Origin of the sequence: Paenibacillus sp. ISL-20 (assembly GCF_018613005.1) — a bacterium.
Classification (GTDB): Bacteria; Bacillota; Bacilli; order Paenibacillales; family Paenibacillaceae; genus Paenibacillus_AQ.
This window is the reverse complement of the sequence record NZ_JAGGRD010000027.1, coordinates 42,759-64,821: the sequence shown is the minus strand read 5'-3', so window position 1 is coordinate 64,821 and position 22,063 is coordinate 42,759. Positions and strand designations below refer to the sequence as shown.

18 protein-coding genes and 1 other annotated feature are annotated in these 22,063 nt (G+C 50.5%); of the genes, 2 read left to right on the top strand and 16 right to left on the bottom strand.

Annotated elements, in window-relative coordinates:
- Window positions 1-57 precede the first annotated feature (57 nt).
- Window positions 58-930: a helix-turn-helix domain-containing protein gene (locus J7E85_RS17560; RefSeq protein WP_215159914.1), complete on the top strand. Its 873-nt coding sequence runs from the start codon at window positions 58-60 to the stop codon at window positions 928-930.
- 169 nt (window positions 931-1,099) lie between these two features.
- The gene (locus J7E85_RS17555) at window positions 1,100-2,170 is read left to right on the top strand and encodes a hypothetical protein (protein ID WP_251035803.1); all 1,071 of its coding nucleotides are present in this window, start codon (window positions 1,100-1,102) and stop codon (window positions 2,168-2,170) included.
- Between the two features lie 83 nt (window positions 2,171-2,253).
- On the opposite strand, the gene J7E85_RS17550 is transcribed toward J7E85_RS17555, so the two are convergent.
- The 16 genes from J7E85_RS17550 to J7E85_RS17475 form a co-directional block, all read right to left on the bottom strand.
- Window positions 2,254-3,357, bottom strand: coding sequence for an NAD(P)H-dependent flavin oxidoreductase (locus J7E85_RS17550; protein ID WP_215159912.1), 1,104 nt, complete (start codon window positions 3,355-3,357; stop codon window positions 2,254-2,256).
- Window positions 3,358-3,643: 286 nt separating this feature from the next.
- On the bottom strand, window positions 3,644-4,903 hold the full coding sequence (gene tyrS, locus J7E85_RS17545; RefSeq protein ID WP_215159910.1) for a tyrosine--tRNA ligase: 1,260 nt from the start codon (window positions 4,901-4,903) through the stop codon (window positions 3,644-3,646).
- Window positions 4,904-4,994: 91 nt separating this feature from the next.
- Window positions 4,995-5,226: a binding site (T-box leader), on the bottom strand.
- A gap of 118 nt (window positions 5,227-5,344) precedes the next feature.
- Entirely contained in the window at window positions 5,345-6,160 is an 816-nt protein-coding gene (gene tetB(58), locus J7E85_RS17540; protein WP_215159908.1) for a tetracycline efflux ABC transporter Tet(58) subunit B, read from the bottom strand.
- Window positions 6,157-7,188 carry a tetracycline efflux ABC transporter Tet(58) subunit A gene (gene tetA(58), locus J7E85_RS17535; protein ID WP_215159906.1) on the bottom strand — a complete coding sequence of 344 codons (1,032 nt, stop codon included), beginning with the start codon at window positions 7,186-7,188 and terminating at the stop codon, window positions 6,157-6,159. The genes tetB(58) and tetA(58) overlap by 4 nt, the downstream gene beginning before the upstream one ends.
- Window positions 7,189-7,488: 300 nt before the next feature.
- A complete protein-coding gene (locus tag J7E85_RS17530; RefSeq protein WP_215159904.1) occupies window positions 7,489-8,436 on the bottom strand; it encodes an ArsR/SmtB family transcription factor in 948 nt (315 codons plus the stop codon).
- 242 nt (window positions 8,437-8,678) lie between these two features.
- Window positions 8,679-10,076, bottom strand: coding sequence for a family 43 glycosylhydrolase (locus J7E85_RS17525; RefSeq protein WP_215159902.1), 1,398 nt, complete (start codon window positions 10,074-10,076; stop codon window positions 8,679-8,681).
- A 90-nt stretch (window positions 10,077-10,166) separates the two neighbouring features.
- A complete protein-coding gene (locus tag J7E85_RS17520; RefSeq protein WP_215159900.1) occupies window positions 10,167-11,909 on the bottom strand; it encodes a glycoside hydrolase family 2 protein in 1,743 nt (580 codons plus the stop codon).
- A 66-nt stretch (window positions 11,910-11,975) separates the two neighbouring features.
- Window positions 11,976-12,980 (bottom strand): aldose 1-epimerase, encoded by a 1,005-nt coding sequence (locus J7E85_RS17515; protein WP_215159898.1) that lies wholly within the window; start codon window positions 12,978-12,980, stop codon window positions 11,976-11,978.
- 11 nt (window positions 12,981-12,991) lie between these two features.
- Entirely contained in the window at window positions 12,992-14,770 is a 1,779-nt protein-coding gene (locus J7E85_RS17510) for a glycoside hydrolase family 2 protein (RefSeq protein ID WP_215159896.1), read from the bottom strand.
- A 51-nt stretch (window positions 14,771-14,821) separates the two neighbouring features.
- Complete coding sequence (locus J7E85_RS17505; protein WP_215159894.1) at window positions 14,822-15,757, bottom strand: carbohydrate ABC transporter permease; 936 nt, start codon at window positions 15,755-15,757, stop codon at window positions 14,822-14,824.
- Between the two features lie 15 nt (window positions 15,758-15,772).
- Window positions 15,773-16,744: an ABC transporter permease gene (locus J7E85_RS17500; protein ID WP_076324224.1), complete on the bottom strand. Its 972-nt coding sequence runs from the start codon at window positions 16,742-16,744 to the stop codon at window positions 15,773-15,775.
- A gap of 29 nt (window positions 16,745-16,773) precedes the next feature.
- Window positions 16,774-18,513: an extracellular solute-binding protein gene (locus J7E85_RS17495; protein WP_215159892.1), complete on the bottom strand. Its 1,740-nt coding sequence runs from the start codon at window positions 18,511-18,513 to the stop codon at window positions 16,774-16,776.
- 596 nt (window positions 18,514-19,109) lie between these two features.
- Window positions 19,110-20,093, bottom strand: coding sequence for a glycoside hydrolase family 43 protein (locus tag J7E85_RS17490; protein ID WP_215159890.1), 984 nt, complete (start codon window positions 20,091-20,093; stop codon window positions 19,110-19,112).
- Window positions 20,094-20,397: 304 nt separating this feature from the next.
- A complete protein-coding gene (locus J7E85_RS17485; RefSeq protein WP_215159991.1) occupies window positions 20,398-21,048 on the bottom strand; it encodes a formylglycine-generating enzyme family protein in 651 nt (216 codons plus the stop codon).
- 60 nt (window positions 21,049-21,108) lie between these two features.
- The gene (locus tag J7E85_RS17480) at window positions 21,109-21,336 is read right to left on the bottom strand and encodes a DUF4180 domain-containing protein (RefSeq protein WP_215159888.1); all 228 of its coding nucleotides are present in this window, start codon (window positions 21,334-21,336) and stop codon (window positions 21,109-21,111) included.
- A complete protein-coding gene (locus J7E85_RS17475; RefSeq protein WP_215159887.1) occupies window positions 21,317-21,997 on the bottom strand; it encodes a TetR/AcrR family transcriptional regulator in 681 nt (226 codons plus the stop codon). The genes J7E85_RS17480 and J7E85_RS17475 overlap by 20 nt, the downstream gene beginning before the upstream one ends.
- Between the last annotated feature and the right edge of the window lie 66 nt (window positions 21,998-22,063).

Sequence of the window (22,063 nt, the reverse complement as noted above, 5' to 3'; positions counted from 1 at the left end):
TTGAAGCCTTGTAATTGAACCCATCATCCCCATCATTCATGCATAAGGAGGTTCCAGATGAAAATTCACCATTCGATTCCCTGGCGTGACAATCTGTATCTGTTCAACTATCGAAGCGTACATACAGAGCCGGTGGAATATTTTCATTATCACGAAGGGTTGGAGATCCTGTACATTCATGAAGGCGCCGGAAGATATATCGTCAATAATCAAACGCACTCGCTGAAGCCCGGCACCTTGGTGTTGATTAAGCCTTTTCAAATACACCATATTCAAGTCATCGTACCGCCGAATTACATTCGCAGCCTGCTGAAAATCAAAGCCTCTGTCATCGAGCGCTTCCTCACCGCACTCCCGCAGCTGACAACCGCTGTTTCACAATTGTTGGAGCATCCGTGGTCCAATCAGGTTTTTCATCTGTCATCCGAGGATGCTTTATATTTGGAAAATCAATTTCTGCAATTGCATGAGATGCTGGCCAGCGTTCCGCGAAAGGTTCAGAAGGAAGTTGTCGCCCTGTTTTTATTTCATTTCTTCACCTACTTCAATAGCCATATTTACCCGCCGGATCGTAGCGGGGGCTTCAAGTATCATACTGTGGCTGATTCGATCGAGCCTGTCGGCGCCATGGTAAGGTGGATCGGCAAGCACTATCATCTATCCTTCACGATTAACGAAATGGCTGCGGAACTTCATTTCTCCCCCAGTTATTTGTCCAAGCTGTTCAAAGAGCAGATGGGCATGACCATCATCGAATTTACAAACAACAAACGTTTAGAGGAAGCCAGAATGCTTCTTAGCTTGCCGTCTCTGACAATCGAAGACATCAGTAAACAGACCGGATTCAACTACCCCTCGTATTTTATCGCCATGTTCAAAAAAAAGCACGGCATGACGCCTCTTCAATATCGAATGCAGACGAAATTATGATATTTTCAAGCAGCAATGTGGTATTGGGATTGGATTATAATTAGAGCGCTTAAACAACAATGATTCTGATCCTTGTCAGGTGAGGTGATGTGTTTCGCACAGAAAAAACGCAAGGCAAAAAATGCGACTGTACGATGAATAGTGTCCAAAATAGCGAGGAGGTTTCATGATGATCAAGCCATCATTCAAGTTTGGCATAGTATCCTTATTTTGTTTCATGCTTGTATTCGCATTCTACCCTGGTCATATTGTAAAGGCAGCAACCAAAACGGTCCCGGCCGGTGACGTTGCGACGCTGCGGAGCTACTTAGCCAGTGCGAATCCCGGCGACATTATCGAAGTTTCCGGGACCTACTCGGTGTCAGATGGAACCATTGCAACCTCCAGGAGCGGATCGTCAGGCAATTACATCACGATTCGCGGCACGGGCGACGGAGCTACATTTCATTTCACGGCATCGGCGGGAAATGCCGCATTCCATATCAAAAACAGCTATTACAAGCTGGAGAATGTGACGATTAACTCCAATGCCAAATCGAACAAAGGCCTTCTGATCGAAGCCTCACATGGCTACGTTACCAACGTAACGGTCAAAAATACGACCGCAGAAGCGTTCAAGATTCGGAAAAACAGCCAATACTGGCTTGTCTCGAACAGTACCGCCCAAAGCGCGGGGCAAGGCGGAAAATTCGGCGAGGGCTTCTATGTGGGGGATGCCGATCAGAACTGGACCACATTGCCGAATCCGGATCGAAGCGGTTATATTACGTTCCTGAATTGCAGCGCCGTACAAACCAAAAACGACGGCTTTGATTTCAAAGAGGGGACGCATCATATCAAAGTGATCGGCAGCACGGTTGACTTTCAGAATACAGTGCCGGAATCGACCGTGGGCAACAACGGAATATTCATGCGGGCCAATGACGTACAGATCATCAACACCACGGTCAAAAACAATGCAGCCACGGGCCAGGCGTTCAGAACAAGCAAAACCACGGCCTCGGACGGGGTGTCCTACGGAAGCAATCTGGAGCTTAAGAACGTAACCGCATCCAATATGTCGGGAGCGATGATTTACACGAACTATACTTCGAACAAATTATATACCGACTATACGATGACCGGTGTTGCCGGGGGACTCTACGCTTTCGGCTCCAAAACAGCGACTTCTTCCAATCCATCCTCCTTCGTGGAGATGACGTGGAGCGGCGAAGGCGGAGATACTTACGGCGGTTTCTAGCAAAAAGCTTTACAGGCCACCTCAAGGTTTTCCTTAGGTGGCCTGCTGCTTCATGTTTTCCTATGCGCATAGCGTACCCGCTCTCATCGCCATTGATCGGATTCACGCAGAAATGGGCAGATCAACAGCGCTTCCCGGATCGTCTCGGCAACAATATCCGCTGCCGTTTGTCCCGAAGTCAGCCCTCTTGTGCCTTGCCCCGCCCACAATGACATATACTCCGGATTGTCTTGGCGATTAGCCGCGTTTCGGATGTCGCGGGTCACCGTATTCTGCGTAGGAAAAGGCAGCGGCTCTATGCCGCTCTCGTCCAATTGCCGGATGAATGCATTGCGGATTCCCCTTGCAGGCCGTCCCGAGAACGCTTTGGTGATCACCGTGCTCTCTTCCGTACTCCGAAGCAGCGCTTGCTTGTAAATCTCATGCGCACCCGATTCAACCGCCGTCAGGAATCGCGTCCCCATCTGAACGCCTTGGGCTCCAAGAACAAGCGAAGCTGCGAGTCCGCGTCCATCCATCACGCCTCCGGCGGCAATCACGGGAATCCTGACGCGATCTACGATTTGCGGTACCAAGGCAAACGTCCCGATTTGGGCACCCATCGGGTGCTCCGAAATGTCAAACGTTCCACGGTGTCCGCCCGCTTCGCTGCCTTGGGCAACGACGGCATCACACCCTGCCTGCTCAGCCAATATGGCTTCACGGACCGTGGTTGCCATCGCAACAACCAGAAGCTTAGCCGCTTTCGCTTGCCGCATATGAGGCTCATCCAGAATCCCGAATGCCGTACTGATGACAGGCACCTTCTCTTCGATCAGAACCGCGAATTGCTGCTCAAACCAATCCGGGGTTGTTACGTTATCCTTGCCCGCATGGGGAATGCCAAGGTCATTCCGCATCCGGTTTAACTCCTGTTGAACCTCTCCGATTCGCTCATGGCGATCCGGGGCACGTGTCGCAAACAGGTTGACGGCAAAAGGCTGATCCGTCCGCTTGCGGATCTCCTGAATGCTGTGACGAATGGCAGCCGGCTCCATATAAGCCGCACCCAGCGTGCCGAGTCCGCCTGCGTTGGATACGGCGGCGACCAGTTCAACTGTCGTCGGTCCCCCGGCCATTCCTGCCAGAAAGAGCGGATAGCGGATTTGGAACCGTTGGCACAGCTCGGTCTGCAGTTGAATGTTCATGATATAATCTACCTCCTTTAACACTACAGATATTATCCTATTATATAGAAGGAAACTTCCAATAAAAGAAAAACGTCGATCGACGTACTTTTCCAGAAGACAGACTGCATATAAGACGTACTCTCTACAGCAGATGTTTTTCTTGCGAGATCAGGAGGGGAAGCATCGGGAGTTTATACTTTCTTATCTCTAAAAAAAAGCCGCTAAGCACCTTGAAACGTGTTTAGCGGCTTTTTACGGGTGTTCCATCTGAGGAGACCCTTCTCCCTGGTTGTTACACCGTCTTCTAGGACATTTTCACCAAGCTGTAGTTTTTCTTGCCTTTGCGGATGATGATGAACCGGCCGCCAATCGCTTGGTCGGCTGTCACCTCGTGACCTACGTCGCTGATACGCTCGCCGTTCATCGAGATGGCGCCTTTGGTAATATCCTCACGAGCTTGCCGCTTGGAAGGCTCGATGCCCAGATCCACAAGCCAGTCCACGATATTCTTCGTTTCCGGCGTTGCTTCGAATGTCGGCATCTCCTTGAAGCCCTGCTCGATCTCATCGGCCGTGAGGGATTTAATATCGCCGCTGAACAAAGCGGCCGTAATGCGCTTGGCCTGCTCCAGCATCTCTTCCCCGTGCACGAATCTCGTCATTTCCTCAGCCAGCATTTTTTGGGCTTCGCGTTTATGCGGCTCGCTCTGCACCTTTTCGGCCAACTCGTCAATTTGCTCTTTGGTCAAGAACGTGAAGTACTTCAAGTATTTCACAACGTCGCGGTCGTCGGTGTTCGCCCAGAACTGGTAGAACTCGAATGGCGTCGTTTTGTTCGGATCGAGCCAGATCGCGCCACCGGCCGTTTTGCCGAATTTCGTGCCGTCGGCCTTCAGCATGAGCGGAATGGTCAAGCCGAATGCTTTTGCTTCGGGTCCTTCCTTCTTCCGGATCAGATCCAGGCCGCTTGTTATGTTGCCCCATTGATCCGATCCGCCGATTTGCAGCTGCACGTCCTCATGCTGGTACAGATGCAGGTAGTCAACCGACTGCAGGATTTGGTATGAGAATTCCGTAAACGAAATGCCGCTGTCAAGCCGGCTCGCGACCACGTCCTTCGCCAGCATCGAGTTAATGGTGAAGTTTTTACCGAAATCGCGCAGGAATTCGATAATGTTGATCTTATGCGTCCAGTCATAGTTGTTAACCATGCGGATCTGATTGTCGCCCTCTGTCACGAAGAGCTTTTTCATTTGTCCGGTCAACGCGTCAACATTATCCTGTACCTGCTCCAGCGTCTGCAGCGAGCGCTCGGTTTGGCGTCCGCTTGGATCGCCGATGGTACCGGTCGCGCCGCCGATCAGGATGACCGGACGATGGCCGGCAAGCTGGAAGCGTTTGAGCATGATGAAGGGAATCAGGTGACCGATATGCATGCTGTCGCCCGTTGGATCCACACCGCAGTACAGCGAGATTGATTTTTCATTCGTAAGCTCCCGAAGGCCTTCGGCATCCGTCTGTTGGTTGATCGCATCGCGCCATTCCAGTTCGTCGATAATATTCACAGTGTTAACACTCCTTCAATTCATTAATTTCCTTATAACGAAACGTCCAACTCGTTGAAAAAGCAAAAAATCGCCCCTTGTCTGTTATAGACATAGGGACGATTATTAACCGTGTTACCACCCAGATTGCACGAATGATCTGCACGCTTGCCGCGCGTCATTCATGCCGCTCATTAGACGAGATATCGTTCGCCGTTTCCGCTCGGCATTACCCGAGATACTCCAGAGTGTAATTCGCTGCCTTGGTGTGTACCGGGTTCCATCATCCCCCGGCTTTCTAGAACAGGGACCAAGCTGCTACTGGGCTCTTTCAACGTATGTTGCTTATAAGATTACAGACAGTATAGTGAATTAATAAATCGATGTCAACCTGCGTTTCGGACGGATGTCCTGCTTTCCCCGGCAGCATGGGTAAACGCCGTCGGATGAGCCCCCTTGGTATCAAGTGCGGCGCATGTACGCACGAACCGTAATGGGAGCAAAGATCGCCACAATGACCGCGGCGCCAACCAAGGATATCGTGAGATCCCAGCCCACGGTGCCAGAGTTGGTAAGATCCCGTACGGCTGTCACAAGATGCGAGATCGGATTCATATTGACGAACCACTGCAGCCAGCCTGGCATCGTATCCACCGGCACGAACGCGTTGGAGAGAAACGTGAGGGGAAACAGCACGATCATCGATATTCCCTGTACGCCGGAGGCGGATCTTGCAATCACGCCGCAGAAAGCAAAGATCCAACTGATGGCCCATGAGCACAAAATGACAACCATCCCGGCAAGAGCAACGTAACCCAAGCCGCCCTCGGGCCGATATCCCATAATGTATCCCATCGTAAAGGTAAGCACCGTTGCAATGGTATACCGAATCGTATCTGCCAGCAGGGCACCAGCCAGCGGTGCAATGCGCGCAATCGGCAGTGATTTGAATCGGTCGAATACGCCTTTATCCATATCCTCGCGCAGCTGAATACCTGTGACGACGGAGGTCGTAATCACGGTCTGGACAAGGATGCCGGGAATGATAACGGGCAAATAACTCGCCACGTCACCGGAGATGGCGCCGCCAAAAATATAGGTGAACATCAGCGTAAAAATAATGGGCTGGAACGTGACGTCAAACAACTGCTCGGGCGTGCGGCGGAGCTTCATCAGCCCGCGGTAGGCCATCGTCAACGAATTTCGCATCGTCTGACCGAAACTCGTTCGGTTCTTGAGCTGACGTTCCGTACCAGGCTTAATCATGGTGCTGCTCATACCCGTGTCACCTCTCTAGCATTGGATTCATAAGACGCTTGGGCAGCGTCTTCCTTCACGCCGTGGCCGGTGATTGTCAGGAACACCTCATCCAGAGTCGGCTTCTGCACGCTCATCTCGGACAAGCCGATTCCTGCCGCGCGCAGCTCGATCAACAGGTCTGTAACAAGACCCGCATTAGCCATCGGCGCCGTTATCTTTCCCGCTTCCGGCGAAACATTAGCATGGACTTTGAGCACTTGTTCCACGGTATGGCGTGTGCGATCCATGTCCTGTAAATGCTGGACGGTCAAATGCAGCGAGGAAGTGCCTACCGACATCTTCAGTTCATCCGCCGTCCCCTCGGCCACAACCCGGCCGTAATCGATAACGGCGATGCGGTCTGCCAATTGATCCGCCTCCTCGAGATACTGTGTGGTCAGCAATACCGTTGAACCGGTATTCACCAATCGGCGGATCGTATCCCACATCTGGGAACGCGTACGCGGGTCAAGCCCCGTCGTCGGTTCATCCAGGAAGATGAGCGGCGGTTGGGCAATAAGGCTTGCCGCCAGATCCAGTCTTCTCCGCATGCCGCCGGAGAAATTTTTTAGCGGCCGTTTCGCGGCTTCCGACAAACCGAATTCCTCAAGCAGCTCACCCGCCTTGCGCCTTGCCTCCGTACGCCCCAAACCAAGCAAACGGGAGAATATAATCAGATTTTCCGTAGCGCTGAGCGATTCGTCCACCGACGCGTATTGACCGGTTACCCCGATCAACTGACGGACGATCTGCGATTCCGCCTGCACGTCGTGTCCAAAGATTCGGGCCGTACCGGCATCCGGCCTTAGCAAGGTCGCCAGCATCCGGATGGTGGTCGTCTTACCTGCCCCATTCGGACCAAGCACACCGTAGATCGTTCCGGTACGCACGTTCAGATCCACGCCATCCACGGCACGATTATCGCCGAATGTTTTGACTAATCCATAAGCCTCAACGGCCAAGTCACCAGGGTTAGGCTCTATTTTCTTTCTGTATACATGCTCCATTATGATTTCCTCCTCTTTGCTAATGGATGATGCTTGAATCGTAACACCCCTATTTAAACGGAATGTAAACCGGGAAAAGAATGGGCTCTTCTTATGAAAATGATCCTCAATCGATAAGGATTCGCGGTTTACTCCGACTACTTCTGACGGTAAACAAAAAAAGTGACAGTACAGAAAAACCTTCTGCACTGCCACTTTTTCCTTTATAAAAAACGGGAAACCTCTCCGCCAACAAGCTGCTGCTGGACTTGCCTATTCTTCGTCAATAGCTAAGCCTTCGGCCACTTATACAATGCATAGTTAAAGGTCTTCCCCATCCTGATCCATCGTATATTTTACCTGCATGATGATATTCTGCTCGTGATCTCCAAACTGGCGGCCGAACAGATTCAGCCCTCCTTGATTCACGGCATCGGGCTTAATGCCGATACGCAACCGCAATTTGGGACTCTCGGAAAGATTCAGCTCAGCCAATGTAACACCCGACACTTTTTCCATATCCAGCGTTGTCTTCTCATGATCGACCCGCCATGTCTTGAGAAACCCGTACTGCGTTGCCCAATCGTACCACCAATTCGGATTCAGCTTGCCGCGTCGATCCCCGAAGTCACCGGGGCTTGTCCACATGCCGATCTCCACGCCATTGACCCACACAGAAATGTTCGAAGGCCAGTTATGATCATAATTGGGCGCCTCGGAGCATATCTCCATGGACAATTCTAGCGATTCGATGCGAGCTCCGGCCGGAATATCCATCGGCATTAAATATTCCAAATATCCCTTGCGCAACCAGATGATCTGGGCATTGACATGCTTGGGATGGTAAAAGCTCGCGGGCTCGTCTTCCTTTATGATATACCCGTCGGCATTCGCCATTCCGCATGTCGGCGATACTTCGCAATCACTGTAATGGCCAATCGGCATCTCTACTTCATAGACATGCGTTACTCCTTTGGGTACCGAGTTTTTCAAATTTAACGCAATATGAATATCATCATAATTCCGGCTGCAGACCTTCATTGCCCCACGTGACGCCGGAAGCAATTCCGTATTAATTAACTCAGCCGCTTCCAACACTTTGATGTTGCTCGCTACCGTCGAAACGGGGAGTTTGAGCTTCTCGGCGATTTCAATAATATTCAAGTTCTTGGAATTCAAGAGCCTTAGAATATCAACCCGAGAACGTGTTGACAAGGCATGGGTTACCATTACCAATCTTTCCGGGTCGTTAAAACCAAGTTCCAGCACAAATCTGCTCTCCTTTAAACATATTCATTACAATAATTTTACTTCTTAATGAAATGAAAAACAATCACACTGGAAAGGCTTACACCAGTCATTTTCCTGCCTCTTGGCATAGGGCATCGTATAGTCGGACGTAGAAAACCATGACCTTCATAGCCAGAAATGGCCTCCGGGAGAACCGGAAGCCATCCATGATCAAGCTAATAATTCTTTATTTATCGGCCCGCTATGCCATCCGCTGTATCCTAATTGGCCGGCTTAATGTCGAAAAAGTCGATTTCTCCGTATCCCTCGCCTTTTGAAAAACGTATCGTGTTCACGCCAGCCTTCAACTGAACCCGCGCCGTGGACAGCCCCCAGTTCTCCCATCCTTTATTCGTGATGTGGAACTTGCTTGCGGTACCGGAATTTACGCTGAGCATGAGATGGGACCAATTCCCCCCGGCTGTTCCATTCGCCGTGCGGGCGAGCAGAATGTATTCGCCTGCGGACGCGGCATGTACCTTGAATTCCACATAGCTCTCCGGCGTATCGATATGCCCGGCCTTCATGCCCCCCGAGCCGTTAGGGCTTTGGGATGCATAGGCGATACCGCCGAATGTTCCTTCCTCACCTTCGTAACGGATGTGTGCCGCTTCGCCGGAAGGCAAGGTTATCGGAGCATTCGGATTCACCGGGACGCCGAGATTTGGCGTGTTGTCGGCATGCCACGTGAATTTCTGCATTCGAACCTCGCGGTTCCACCCGGCATTATTGTATTTGGCGACATGATAGAGTATCCAGTCCTCCGTACCGTCGGGTGACTTGGTAAACGAATGATGACCCGGTCCGTACAGACCGTTACCGGACTTGAATATAGGCTGGCTGCGTTTGCTCCATGATGCCGGATTCAGCAGATCGCTGGTTGTGCTGGCTGTTATGAGGCCCAGGCAATAGTCATTGGTCCAGCTTCCGCTTGCCGAATACACCAGGCTGATGACACCGTTTCGCACAATCACCTGAGGACCTTCGTTTACATGCGGGGAATGATTCGTTTCCCAACTATACGTAGGCCTAGCGATTTCGACACGGTTCGAATCGATCGTCCAAGGATTGCTCATGCGGGCGATGTACAGATTCTGCCGCACATTGGTGTTTCCTTCCCAGCCGGACCAGATAAAATACAACTGACCTCCCGTTTGCAGCACCGTGCCGTCAATCGCCCACTTGTTGGTGGGGTCCGTAATCTGCCCCTTATACTGCCAGGTTCCCTGCATCGGATCCGCCGATGTGTTCTCCATGACATACATGCGGTGATTGACGTTATCTCCATCGTCCTTGGCGTAGTAGATATACCAAGCCCCGTTGATATAATGCAATTCGGGAGCCCAGATCCCGCAGCAGCCCGTTTCCACGACCGTTGTCGGAGCTGCATCGATCGTGGTAAGCTGTGCGGACTTCCAGATGGTCACATTACCGCCGGTCGTTTTCGTGAAGTAGTAAAAGCCGTCGGTGTGTTTATACACCCAGGGATCCGCTCCCTCCTGCATGACCACGTTGTAGAAGTTGTTTTGAAGCGTAGCCGCATGTGTCGCCTGACCCATAGGAAGAATAAGAAATGCGCATATCGTGAGCAATAATTTGTTCCGGTAGTTCACCTTCATCCTTTAGTCACGTTCCTTTCGGATAATATGCATTCATACACCAAACAGGAATTGAACTCTGCCTACTTCTTTGACGGTCATGATGACGGCTCAATCTTCAATCGCGGCCTTGCGGGAATTGATGCGGCGAATCACCTCGGGATCGAATTTCGAACGTCTGTCATAGGTGTACAATCCGTTCACTTCCTGCTCCACATCGTACAGCTGGGTATAACAAAATCCGAACATCTTCGGATGATCCAACAGAACATTCGTTAAGCCCGCATAACGTTCCAGAAACGCTTCTTCGGAGGTCGGCCTGTCGCCATACCCCCATGACTTCTCGTCTTTTTGGTCCGGATTCCACCATATGCCGCCATATTCGCTGATGAAATAAGGCTGGCCTTCATACTGCTGCCGATTCGGGAAGCTATTGTACACCTCTCCGCCGTTCTTCATCGGCTCATATCGTTCCTTGAATGTCTCCGGGTTCTGATCGTAATCATGGATATCGAAAATATCCGTCACGACATGGAAGTTACCGCTCGTATCAATGACGGGACGCGTCGGATCCATCTTTTTCGATACTTCGTACACAATGCGCAGCACTTCGTTATTTTGCTTGGCGCCGTCACGGTCCCATGTCTCGTTAAAAGGACACCAGCCGATGAGAGCAGGATGATTGAAATCGCGTTCCATGCCTTCGAGCCATTCCGGGAGAAAATGTGACAGCCCCTCCGTTGTGGTAATGTCCAATCCCCAATTTGCATGTTCTCCCCACACCAGATACCCTAAACGGTCCGCCCAGTATAGAAAGCGCGGTTCAAACATCTTCTCGTGAAGCCTTGCGCCGTTAAAGCCGAGTCCCATCGAAATTTCGATGTCTTTGCGGAGATCCTCATCGCTTGGGGCGGTGTAGACCCCATCCGGATAGAATCCCTGATCCAGCACAAGGCGCTGAAACACGGATTTGCCGTTGATGCGGAAGGCCATGCCGCCCAGCATGACGGTTCTAAGCCCGAAATAGGATTGGACGGTGTCGCTCACCTGATCCCGTCCTTGCAGGGTTAATTCCAGATCATACAGCCTGGCCTGACCCACCTCCCACAAGTGAACCTCCGCCAATGGAATGGTAAGTTTGACGGACGGCCCGGATACGACCGCACTGGCGTTCCCTACAGGTTTTCCCTCATACAGAGCGGAGGCGCTCAGTTTATGTCCCACAGCATTTCCGCATATCTTTACTTCTAGGTGCGCGCAGGCATTATCGGGATCACCCACTATTTTCATGTCGGACAAATAGGCCTCCGGCACTTGCTCCAGCCATACCGTCTGCCAAATCCCCGTCGTACGGGTGTAATCACAGCCGTGCGAGTGGAACCGCCCGCTTTGTTTCCCGCGCGGCTGGCGTCCGGAACGGACGTCGTCTTCCGCACAGACGGTAATCACGTTCTTGCCCGGTATCACATGCGACGTAATATCAAAGCTAAAAGGCGTATATCCTCCGCGATGCATTCCTACGGATACACCGTTTACCCATACTTCCGTCTCGTAATCCACAGCCCCGAAGTGAAGCAGGATGCTGCCTTTCCATTCTTCAGGCACGGTAAAATCGCGTTTGTACCATACAGCTGCCATGAAATCCTTATATTCAACGCCGGACAGCTTACTTTCGGGGCAGAAGGGAACGGTGATCGTTCCGGATAGATCATGTCCCGGCTCATGGAATCCGCGCTCCTTCCCGCTTTTCCCATGATCGATTTCGAATTGCCAAGCACCGTTCAGATTAATCCATTCAGGTCTTACCCATTGCGGGCGGGGGTACTCCGGACGCGGCAGTGTTAATTCTGTCATGTTTAACTCCTTCTTTTAGGTTTAATTTGTCGGTATTTATCTGTTACCCGGCTGTCACCTATGGCTTTAGCCTCGGCTTCCCTTCACGTACAGCCTGCTGGTCTCTTCCCAGATTTCATTTGGCTCAAGACTGAAACACCCGATTTCTTCGGCTTCCATGTCCATATTGGGCGCATTGACCAGATTGATCTGCGGCTCAGGACAAAAGAAACCCTCGGTCGCTTCGTTGTTCCAGATCATCCATTGTTTATAGGAGGTGCCTACGTCATAAACCAGCGTCAGTTTCTCCGCCCGATCGGTAAGCTCCATCCGGTTTCTTCCATTTTGAGCTACAGCGGTATAATGATTGTCCATACTTTCGAAGAAGGGATAAACGCCTGCTCCTTGCATGACCTGCTCGTTAGCGGACAGCTCCTGATAGGATCCGGTGGGCAGCATTCGCCCATCCAGCTCCCACCGCTTCCCGACGGTCAGCTTTAAGCGGTAATCCCGGGCGTCGCCTCCATTGGTAAATGGCGCGTTGATGGACGTATGGAACGCCAGCAAACACGGCATGGCTTCTTGGCCTGTATTGGTAATCGTTACCCGCTGGGATAGCCCCTGCCGGCTTAAGCCATACCGAAGCTGGATATGGAACCGGAACGGGAAGCTTTGGAATACCGGATGCTGTTCATCCACGTGGACAGACACGGTCACATAAGCTTCCTGCCCGGAATGCCCGTATTCATCGACCTCCCATGGAATGTTGTACAGAAATCCATGCAGATGATGACCGGTTGCCTCTTCATTGACCGACAGCTGATGGACTTTGCCGTTCCACCGGAACTGGCCGTCTTTATAGCGGTTCGGGGGAAACAATACCGGAATGCCATGAATCATCGGTCTTGCTTTGAATCCCGGCATTTCCTCCGACGTCGGCTCATGCAGAAACCGATAGCCCTTATCGAGGTCCCGGAACGATATCAAATTCCCGCCGATATCCGGAAGCATGATGGCCTCATAACCCCCGGCTCTCAAATAAACTGCTCGCTCGTTATGGTATACGCCTTCGTAGGCATTCGTCCCTTCCATTTCTCCACCTCCTATTTACCCGTCATGATGTTGCGAATGGTTTCAAGCGGCGCCTTCGGCTTACGGTCATACGTCAGCAAACCGTTAATTTCCTGCTCAACATCCGTCAGCTGCGTATAGCAATATCCCTGGATCACCGGGGATGAAAACATCGGATCCACTACGGCCTTGAGCCGGATCAGGAAGTCCTCCTCGTTCTCGGCGCCGGAATACCCCCAGCCCTCCCAATCGCTCTTCTTAAAGGCTATCCCGCCAAACTCCGATACCAGAATGGGTTGGCCTTCGTAAGAAGCACCGCCGACGAATATTCTCCGGTTCGCCGGCATGGCTTCCACCGCGGAAGCGGCTGTTGCATACCGCTCCTCCAGCACTTCCTGGCGGCTCTCGTAGTCATGAATAGTAACCAGGTCGGTGGTCATATGCTCCCACCCGTCGTTGTAAACAACCGGCCTGCTATCGTCCAATGACTTCGTTAAATGATACATGGCAAGCCCATGCTGCTGCTGACGCTTATCCATCTGAATATTGGGAACGCCCCAGCTCTCATTGAGCGGAACCCAGGTGACGATGCAAGGATGGTTATAGTCCCGCTCGATGATCTCCTGCCATTCCGCCGTGAAGCGGCGAACATATGACTCGGAATATTCATACGCGTTAGCCGCCTCGCTCCATAACAGCAAGCCGAGCTGGTCGCACCAGTACAAGAACCTTGGGTCCTCCGTCTTCTGGTGCTTTCTCACGCCGTTGAATCCCATTTCCTTCGCCAGCTCCACATCGCGCTTCAAAGCCTCGTCTGAAGGAGCCGTCAGAATTCCCTCAGGGAAATACCCCTGATCCAGCACCAGCCTTTGGAAATACGGACGGTTATTCAGGCACAGCTTGCCGTTCTCGATCGATACCTTCCGCATCCCGAAATAACTGGATACTTGATCGACAACGTTCCCATCTTGAACAAGGCGAAACTCGATGGTATACAAGTTCGGAAACTCGGGGCTCCAGAGGCGTCCCAGGCCATGATCCGTAAAATCGCTCAGCCCTATAGTCCGGAGCTGTTCCGCATTTCGGATCGTATACTGATCCTCGGCAACCAATTCACCCTTATACGATATGGTGATCTGCAGCTTAAAATCCTCTGTAGATTTATAGCCGTCAAGGAATGTCCGGATGCGAATTTCGTTCCGGTCAATGTCAGGCGTCATCATCGCTTTGCTCAGATGTACCGGGGATACCGGCTCTATCCACACACTTTGCCAGATGCCGGTCGTACGGGTATAGAAAATGCTTGCCGAATGCTCAAGCCAATATTGTTTGCCCCTCGGCAGAGTGACGTCGCGGCTGAAATCCTCCACCCGCAGCACGACCGTGTTGCTTCCTTCCGTGAGCGCGGCCGTAATGTCCGCTTGAAACGGCGTATGCCCTCCTTCATGCATGGCCACCAAATGCCCGTTCACCCACACTTTGGCCATATAATCCACGGCACCGAAATGAAGCACGATCCGTTTCCCGTTCCAGTTCTGCGGGATTTCAAACGTTCTGCGGTACCATACCACATCATGAAAAGAAGGATCTTCAATGCCGCTCAGCCTGCTTTGGAACGTAAAGGGGACGTTGATCTTCCGTGTAAAGGAAGCCATCGCTTCCGCCCGATACCACCCTTCATCCTCGCCGATGGTTTCATCATCAAAACGGAAATCCCATTCGCCATTGAGGGTCAACCACTCTTTGCGCTGAAACTGGGGTCTCGGATATTCGCTGCGAACCGTTTGTGTCTTGCTAACTTCTGTCAACATGATACAACTCACTCCTAATTATTCAATCTCTCTATCTGCTCGTTTGAACGTCTAGCCTTTGATCGAACCCACATAAACGCCTTTCACAAAATACTTTTGCAAGAAAGGATACACCAGCAATATAGGCACGGTCGAAACTACTATTGCGCAATATTTAACCAACTCCCGGAAAGCCGTCGAGCTCTGAGCACTGTTAATGACAACCCCGCCCGCGCTGCCGATCGTGGTGGCCGTCGAATCATTAGCGACCAGGATTTCCTTCATGAGCAGCTGTAACGGGAACAATTCCCTATCCTTCAGCAGGACCATCGCGTTAAACCAGGAGTTCCAATTCCCGACCAGATAATACAGGAAGATAACGGCCAGCGTGGCTTTCGATAGTGGCAGGATGACCGTGATCAGAATATTGGCCTGGCTCGCGCCGTCAATCAATGCCGCTTCTTCCAGCTCTCTCGGAATCGATTGGAATCCGGTTCTTAAAATGATGATGTTCCAAGTGCTTAAAGCGGTCGGCAAAATCATCGCCCACAGATTGTTGTACAAGCCGATGTCCTTCATTAACAGGAACCAGGGAATCAGCCCTCCGCCAAAAAACATGGTGATCGTAATTAAAATCATGATAAAATTTTTGAAATACAAGTCCCGTCTGGAGAGCACGTATGCGCCCAATATCGTCATGACCATATTGACCAAGGTGCCCAGTCCCACATAAATGATCGTATTCATGTACCCCTTCAGCAGGCTGTTGTCTTTAAACACCAGTTTGTAACCGTCGAGCGTGAATCCCAGCGGCCTTAACAATACCCCTTTATGGGCCATCAAGGCGCTGGGATCGCTGACGGAAGCAAACAAGATATGCAATATGGGATAAAAACAAACCAACGTTAATGCGGTTAACAGCGTATAGTTCGTGAAGTCGAATACGCGGTCCCCTATGCTTTTATGCTTCCTTCTTCGTTTCACTTTGAGTTGCTTGATATCCTCCATAGCCTTCCCTCTCTCTTACCATAAGCTGGATTCAGATCTGCGCTTCACGATGGTATTTGTCATCCATAACAGCCCGAAGTTCACGATGGAGCTTATTAATCCGACGGCTGTAGAATAACTTAGGCTCGCTTCCCTCAAGCCCCTTCGGTAAACATAGGAGGCGATGACATCCGCCGTATCATAGATCAAAGGATTATAGAGCAGGATAATTTTCTCGTAGCCGGAGGCCATCAATCCGCCGATCGCAAAGATAAACAGGATGATGATGACCGGACTGATCTGAGGCAGCGTAATGTACCACATTTTTTTCACCCTGCCGACCCCGTCGATATCGGCCGCTTCATATAATGATGGATCGATGGAGCTCATCGCAGCCAGATAAATGATGCTGTCCCATCCGATGCTCTGCCAGATTCCGGAAAAGGTATAAATCGGCCGAAACAAATTGGAATACCCGAGAAGGGATGAGTAGTCTTTTCCCGTTATGAACGAAAGCAGCTGCGTAACGACACCTTCATTGGCCGTAAAGATGTGAATGATCCCGCACACAACCACCAGTGAAATAAAATGCGGCATATACGTAATGGTTTGAACGGTCCGCTTAAACTTGGAAGAACGAACTTCGTTCAGCAGCAATGCCAAGATGATCGGTGCCGTAAATCCAAACACGATGCCCCACACATTCAGCAGGAGCGTATTCTTGACGACTCTCCAAAAATAGGGTCCGGAGAAAAAATCGATAAAATGCTTGAAGCCCACCCAATCGCTATCCGCGAAGCCCAGCAAAGGCTTGAAATCCTTGAATGCGATCATAACGCCCCACATCGGCCCGTAGCAGAAGATAATGAACCACGCCACGACGGGAAGGGCCATCAGATAGACGAACCAATTCTTTTTCAGATCCTTTTGAATCAACCGCTTGGCATTCTTGGGCTCCGAGGGCGTCCGAACATGGTCTATTTCCCTGTTTTTCCGTAATATCTCCATGAATCAACCACCTGTTCTTATTATGAAAACTATCGTTGGTTATACCGATCCAAGGCTGCTTGATGGAGACTTATGAATTCGTCCAGCCCCATGCTCTGCGCTTCCTTCAAAAATTTATCGTAAGCATCGACCGGCAATTCGCCCATAATGATCTTCGCAAAGTATTCTCCGCGCAGCGTCGATAACTGGTTTCCAAGCTCGGCTTCGCGCGAGGCTTCTTCTTTCGTGAACGTGATCGGCGGCATCGCCATGCTGGTATCCATGTTTTCCGTCCAATTCTTTCGGATATCTCCCGAATAGCTTCCTTTAGCCGAGATCAACGGGTTGGCGTGGTGCTCATCGCGGATATTCGGCCAACTATGCCAGCGGTATTTCCAAAGTGTGACGTCTACCGGCTGACCTTCCGGATCATTGTACATATAACTGTTTTCAGGATAATAAGGCATTCCTTGCTCATCCACCAAGTGCACGGTACCGTACTCTCCGAAGTTAATGATCTCCCAGCCTTTTTTGGAATAATTGAAATCCAGCCATGCCATTGCAGCTTCGACATTTTTGCTCTGGGTGGTGATGGCCGCACTGGTTCCGGTTCTTTTGAAGTTTTTATAGGTGGTCGAGGATTTGTCTCCTTTGTTAAGTACAGGATTCAGCGCCCCCACGAAATCAATATCGTTCTGCACTTTCCAATAGCTCCACATCGTATCCGGTGAGTCCATCATCACGGCCGTATCTTCGGATATCGCGCTAGCCATCCGTTGATTGAAATCAGCGGTTGCCCAATCCCGATTCAGCAAACCTTCCTTGTTCCACTGCTGCATGGTCGCGAGATATTCCTTGGCTTTCGGCTGCGCAGGACCCCATGCGACCTTGCCGTTCTCATCCAGGAAGGTCCAGTCCCAGACGCCATATGCACCATTAATGATGCCGGTAAAAATTTGACCGTACGTCGATCCGTAATTCAGTGGAGCTTTATATCCGACTTCCTTAGACTTCTTCAGGAACTCATACCATTCGTCTATTGTTGTCGGGACTGGAAGTCCCGTCTTATCCAGCGCTTCCTGCTTGATCAGCGTTCCGAACCAGATCCATTCGGAATACGGGGCGATGCCGTAGAAGCCCAGCAGCCTACCATCGTCGGTCACGGTCGTTTTTCTTCTCGTTTCGTCCGAATTGCGCCACGCTGTATAGTTGGGAGCATGCTCTTCCATCAGGTCGGTCAGATCGAGGTAAGCGCCGTCATTCACCCCCGCTTCAAAGCCTCCCGGATAACGACCCGGGTCAATGATGATGTCCGGCAGCTCACCGGAGGAGATCATCAAGGTAAAGCTATCGGCTTCCTGCCCGACAGGCGGCGTAATGAAGTTCACCTTAATGCCGGTCAGTTTCTCCACCTGCTTCTGAACCAAGTGATTATTCATATCCGGGATGTTGGAGTTGGCAGGCATCCATACATCCAGCACCACATCGCCTTTGACGGGATAAGCGGAATAATCGCTAGGAATGACTTCTTCGAAAACGTCGCCAAGGTATGTATCATTCAGCGTGCTGTTTACCTCGTCGATTTGTTCCTGCGTTGGTGCTTTGTTACCGCGTATGTCCCCGCTAATATCTTCAAAGGTCACCTCATTCTTCTCTTTGGAGACGCCCTCCTCCTGGGTTACGGTATTATCGGGCTCATTCTTTGCTTTACCGCTGCAAGCGGTCACCATCGAAATGATCAATATGGATATGAATAACAGAGTGAAAAAACGCTTCATCGTTCTGTTCATGCTTAACCTCCCATGATATGAATAATTGACGAGCACCCCCAGCATTAGCGTCGAGAGGATCTATATTCCGTAGTTTTTAAGGGGTGCCAGTTTAAAGCTTGCTATCTACCATTCTTCAATCGTCGGCGTGTCTAAGCACCCCAGTCTGAAATGCTGCTCTTCCTCATCACCATTCCAATGGATCCCCTTTCACATGTAAGTTGACGGTATTACCAACCTCTACGCATCCATTTAATACAATTATCCTGTATCTTTAACCGAAGTATAAGCATATTGATTTATCTTGTCAACGCTTTCATACATAATTTTTGTAACTAAAGTGAGTCATTTTTTTAAATACATGCTTTTAATTTAGGATATCGGAAACGATAAATAAACACATATTCCTTTATACAAAGGGATTTTCATTTGGAAAAACACGATTTCCGTTATGGATTTGCAATTCCTTCACGTTTCACTCTTATCCGTAATAAACCCCCATTCATTACACAAAATCCGTAATGAATGGGGGTTTATATAAAATCCTATGAATGTTCACTTCATCAGTGCGGCATTTGCCACTCCTTTGCCGTCATCATCGTTCTTCTCGGCAATACCTACTCGTTTATGTTATGAATCCGCATACATGATTCTCCGGACGGTATCGGTATGGCCTCCGAATCACTGGCAGGGACACCGAAGTCCGGGGTTCCATCCGGCTTCCAGTCGAACTTCTGGATGCGGGTCGATCGCAAGGCCGTATCTGCTCCAGGCGCTGGAAGCGCATGGTAGACGATCCAGTCCTCCTTGCCATCCGGTGATTGCGTGAAGCTGTTATGGCCGGTGGCATACACCCCGTTTCCCACGCTTTTGTAAAATACAGGCTCCATGGATTTAGTCCAGGAAAGCGGGTCCATCGGATCTGCGGTTTCATCCATCGTGAGCATTCCCAGCGCATAATCCTCAGACCAGGTGGTGCTGGCCGAGTATACTAGGAAGATACGGCCGTTTCGCTGAAGGATAACGGGACCTTCGTTAATGGCCATTCCGCCTTGTTTTTCCCAGGATAGAGTCGGGGCCGTGAGCAATACATGGTCCCCCGTCAAGGTCCAAGGGTTCGACATTCTCATGATGTATATGGCAGAACCGTAGTCCGGGAAATGTCCGTACCCGGCATACAGGAAATAAAGCTGATTCCCTAAGGTCATGACCGTACCGTCCAGTCCGGGTACAGGGGTTGGCAGCGCGCCCTTCCATTCCCATTCGCCTTCCATCGGATCAGGCTCCACGTTCTCCAGCACGCATATTTGGCGTGACTCGTCGCCTCCTCCATCATTTGCCGTAAAATAAATGTACCATTTGTTATCCAAATGATGAATTTCCGGCGCCCACAGGTTATAACTATAGCGTCCGCCGGCTTCCGGAGTCCAGATCGTTTTCTTCCGGCCCTCCGCAAGGCCTGTCAAGGTCGCGGATTGCGTCAACTCCAGACGATCGCGTCTCGTCGACATAAAATAGTAATGGCCGTCCGTATGCTTCCATACCCAAGGATCGGCTGCTTGCTCCACAATCGGATTATTGAATGTTGGTCCATGTGGCATCTTCTTATCCCCCTCATTCTTCAATTTCTGTAACCTGAGTAACCACTAGGGCGATACCAATGATGACTCCCACTAGCTCCTCCACACCTCCCGCAAAAAAGTTAAACTCATCTTACTGATGTCTTCCAGCGTTGTCTATAAGCAAAAACAAGAGGTATTTTATGTTATATTATCTAACATATAGGGGGTGGATGTATTGGTTCATGAGGAAAGGAACCCACTCCGTTGGGGTCGGTGCCAATCTGGAGTCCGTCCAGAACGCTATTGTCGAACGCAAAAAAAGCTAATCCATTAAGGATCAGCTTTACTGTACAATGGATCTGGCCAGACGAAACCCGAGATCCTCAATCCGAAACGTCGGGTGGCTACGACGGCGGCATGTCGCCCCGCAGCCCCTGGCCTCTTCCGCCCAGCTTCCGCCGCGGAATACTCTGTATGAGCCGTATACGTCCGGATCGTATATATCCCAACACCATTCCCACACATTTCCGAGCATATCGTAAAGCCCCCAGGCATTCGGATGCTTTTTGCCTACCACATGCAGGGCGCCCCCGGAATTCCCTTCATACCAAGCGATGTCATCAAGCTCTCCGTAACGATAGCCATCACTCCCGGCCCTACACGCATATTGCCATTCCGCTTCCGTCGGTAGGCGGTACCCATCCGTCTCCCAGTTGCACACCACACACTCACCATCTTCCGTGGCCGAATAACACTCGTCTAGACCTGAGTGCCGAGATAGCATATTACAGAAGTGAATCGCATCATTCCATGATACATCGACGACCGGAGCCTGCATGACATCAGTGAATCCTGCCAACTGCGACATAAGCGAGAAATATAACGCCTTTGTAACAGGAATCGGTGCAAGCTGAAAAGCATTCACTTCAACCGCCCACGAAGATTTGATTCGGTCGTCCCTTAATTGAATTTCGCCTGCTGGAATGTCTACCATCGGATATTCTTTTGGATTAAACCCTGGTACTGACAACCGTCTTCCTCCCGCTTTCGTCTCTTAGTTCAACCTGCTTAACCGTTCAATTCCTTGTTGTTCACTCGGCAAGAAAAAGAAATCGTTTCCCTTATTGCATTCGTATATGAAGTCTTGCAAGCTTTGGCTGCCCGTTTCATATTGCACGGTTGCCATAAGATCCAATGGGGATAGGACATCCTTTATCATTATCTCATTGCTGCTTACGACCGCTATGGTTCCTCCATCTGTTTCAACCTTCTCGATATTCATAGTTCCCTCCTGTTTCGGTAAGTCTTCTTACATAATCCTCACATATGTACCGGTTATCGCCGCCGTTGGCTGGTGGAACGTTCGCTACTCTAAAGAAGCTCAAACCTATAACCATCGCCATCAGCCCATAGGCAGCGCTGTGGGAATCCTCAACGGACATATGTCCAGTCCGATTACCGTAATCCATGATCTTGGTGATGCCTTGGAGATCAGCCTCGTAACTCTTCGATACAACTTCCTGCAAATTGTGATCCAGCATGGCTTTTGAGAAAAACTGCACAAAGAGTTTGCCTTGATCTGCATGCGGGATATACATCTTCTCGACCCCATCCAGCTGCGACACATTAATCGTTTGATCCTTGTCATCGGTGAGCGGGGGAAGCATAAACTTCAGGGCAAGATCCATCATTTCCCCCGATGTCATGGTATGTTCAATGCCTGATTCGATCTTCAGTCCATAGTACGCCAAGAACGACTTGAAAGCTTCAATCGTCAGATGATCCTTATTCTTATAATAATAAGTGACAACTCCCTTGGAGCAGTTCGCATGATCAGCAACCTTATCCAGGGTCATGCCGTCAATCCCATACATGCTGATGCAGGTTAACGTGGCATTAATGACGTCTGCCCTGCGTTTTTGTTCCATCCCTAATTTGGGCATGATTTCTTCACCTGTATCTTTGTTGATTTTATTTATACTGAACAGTCGGAATAAAAAGAGTGTACA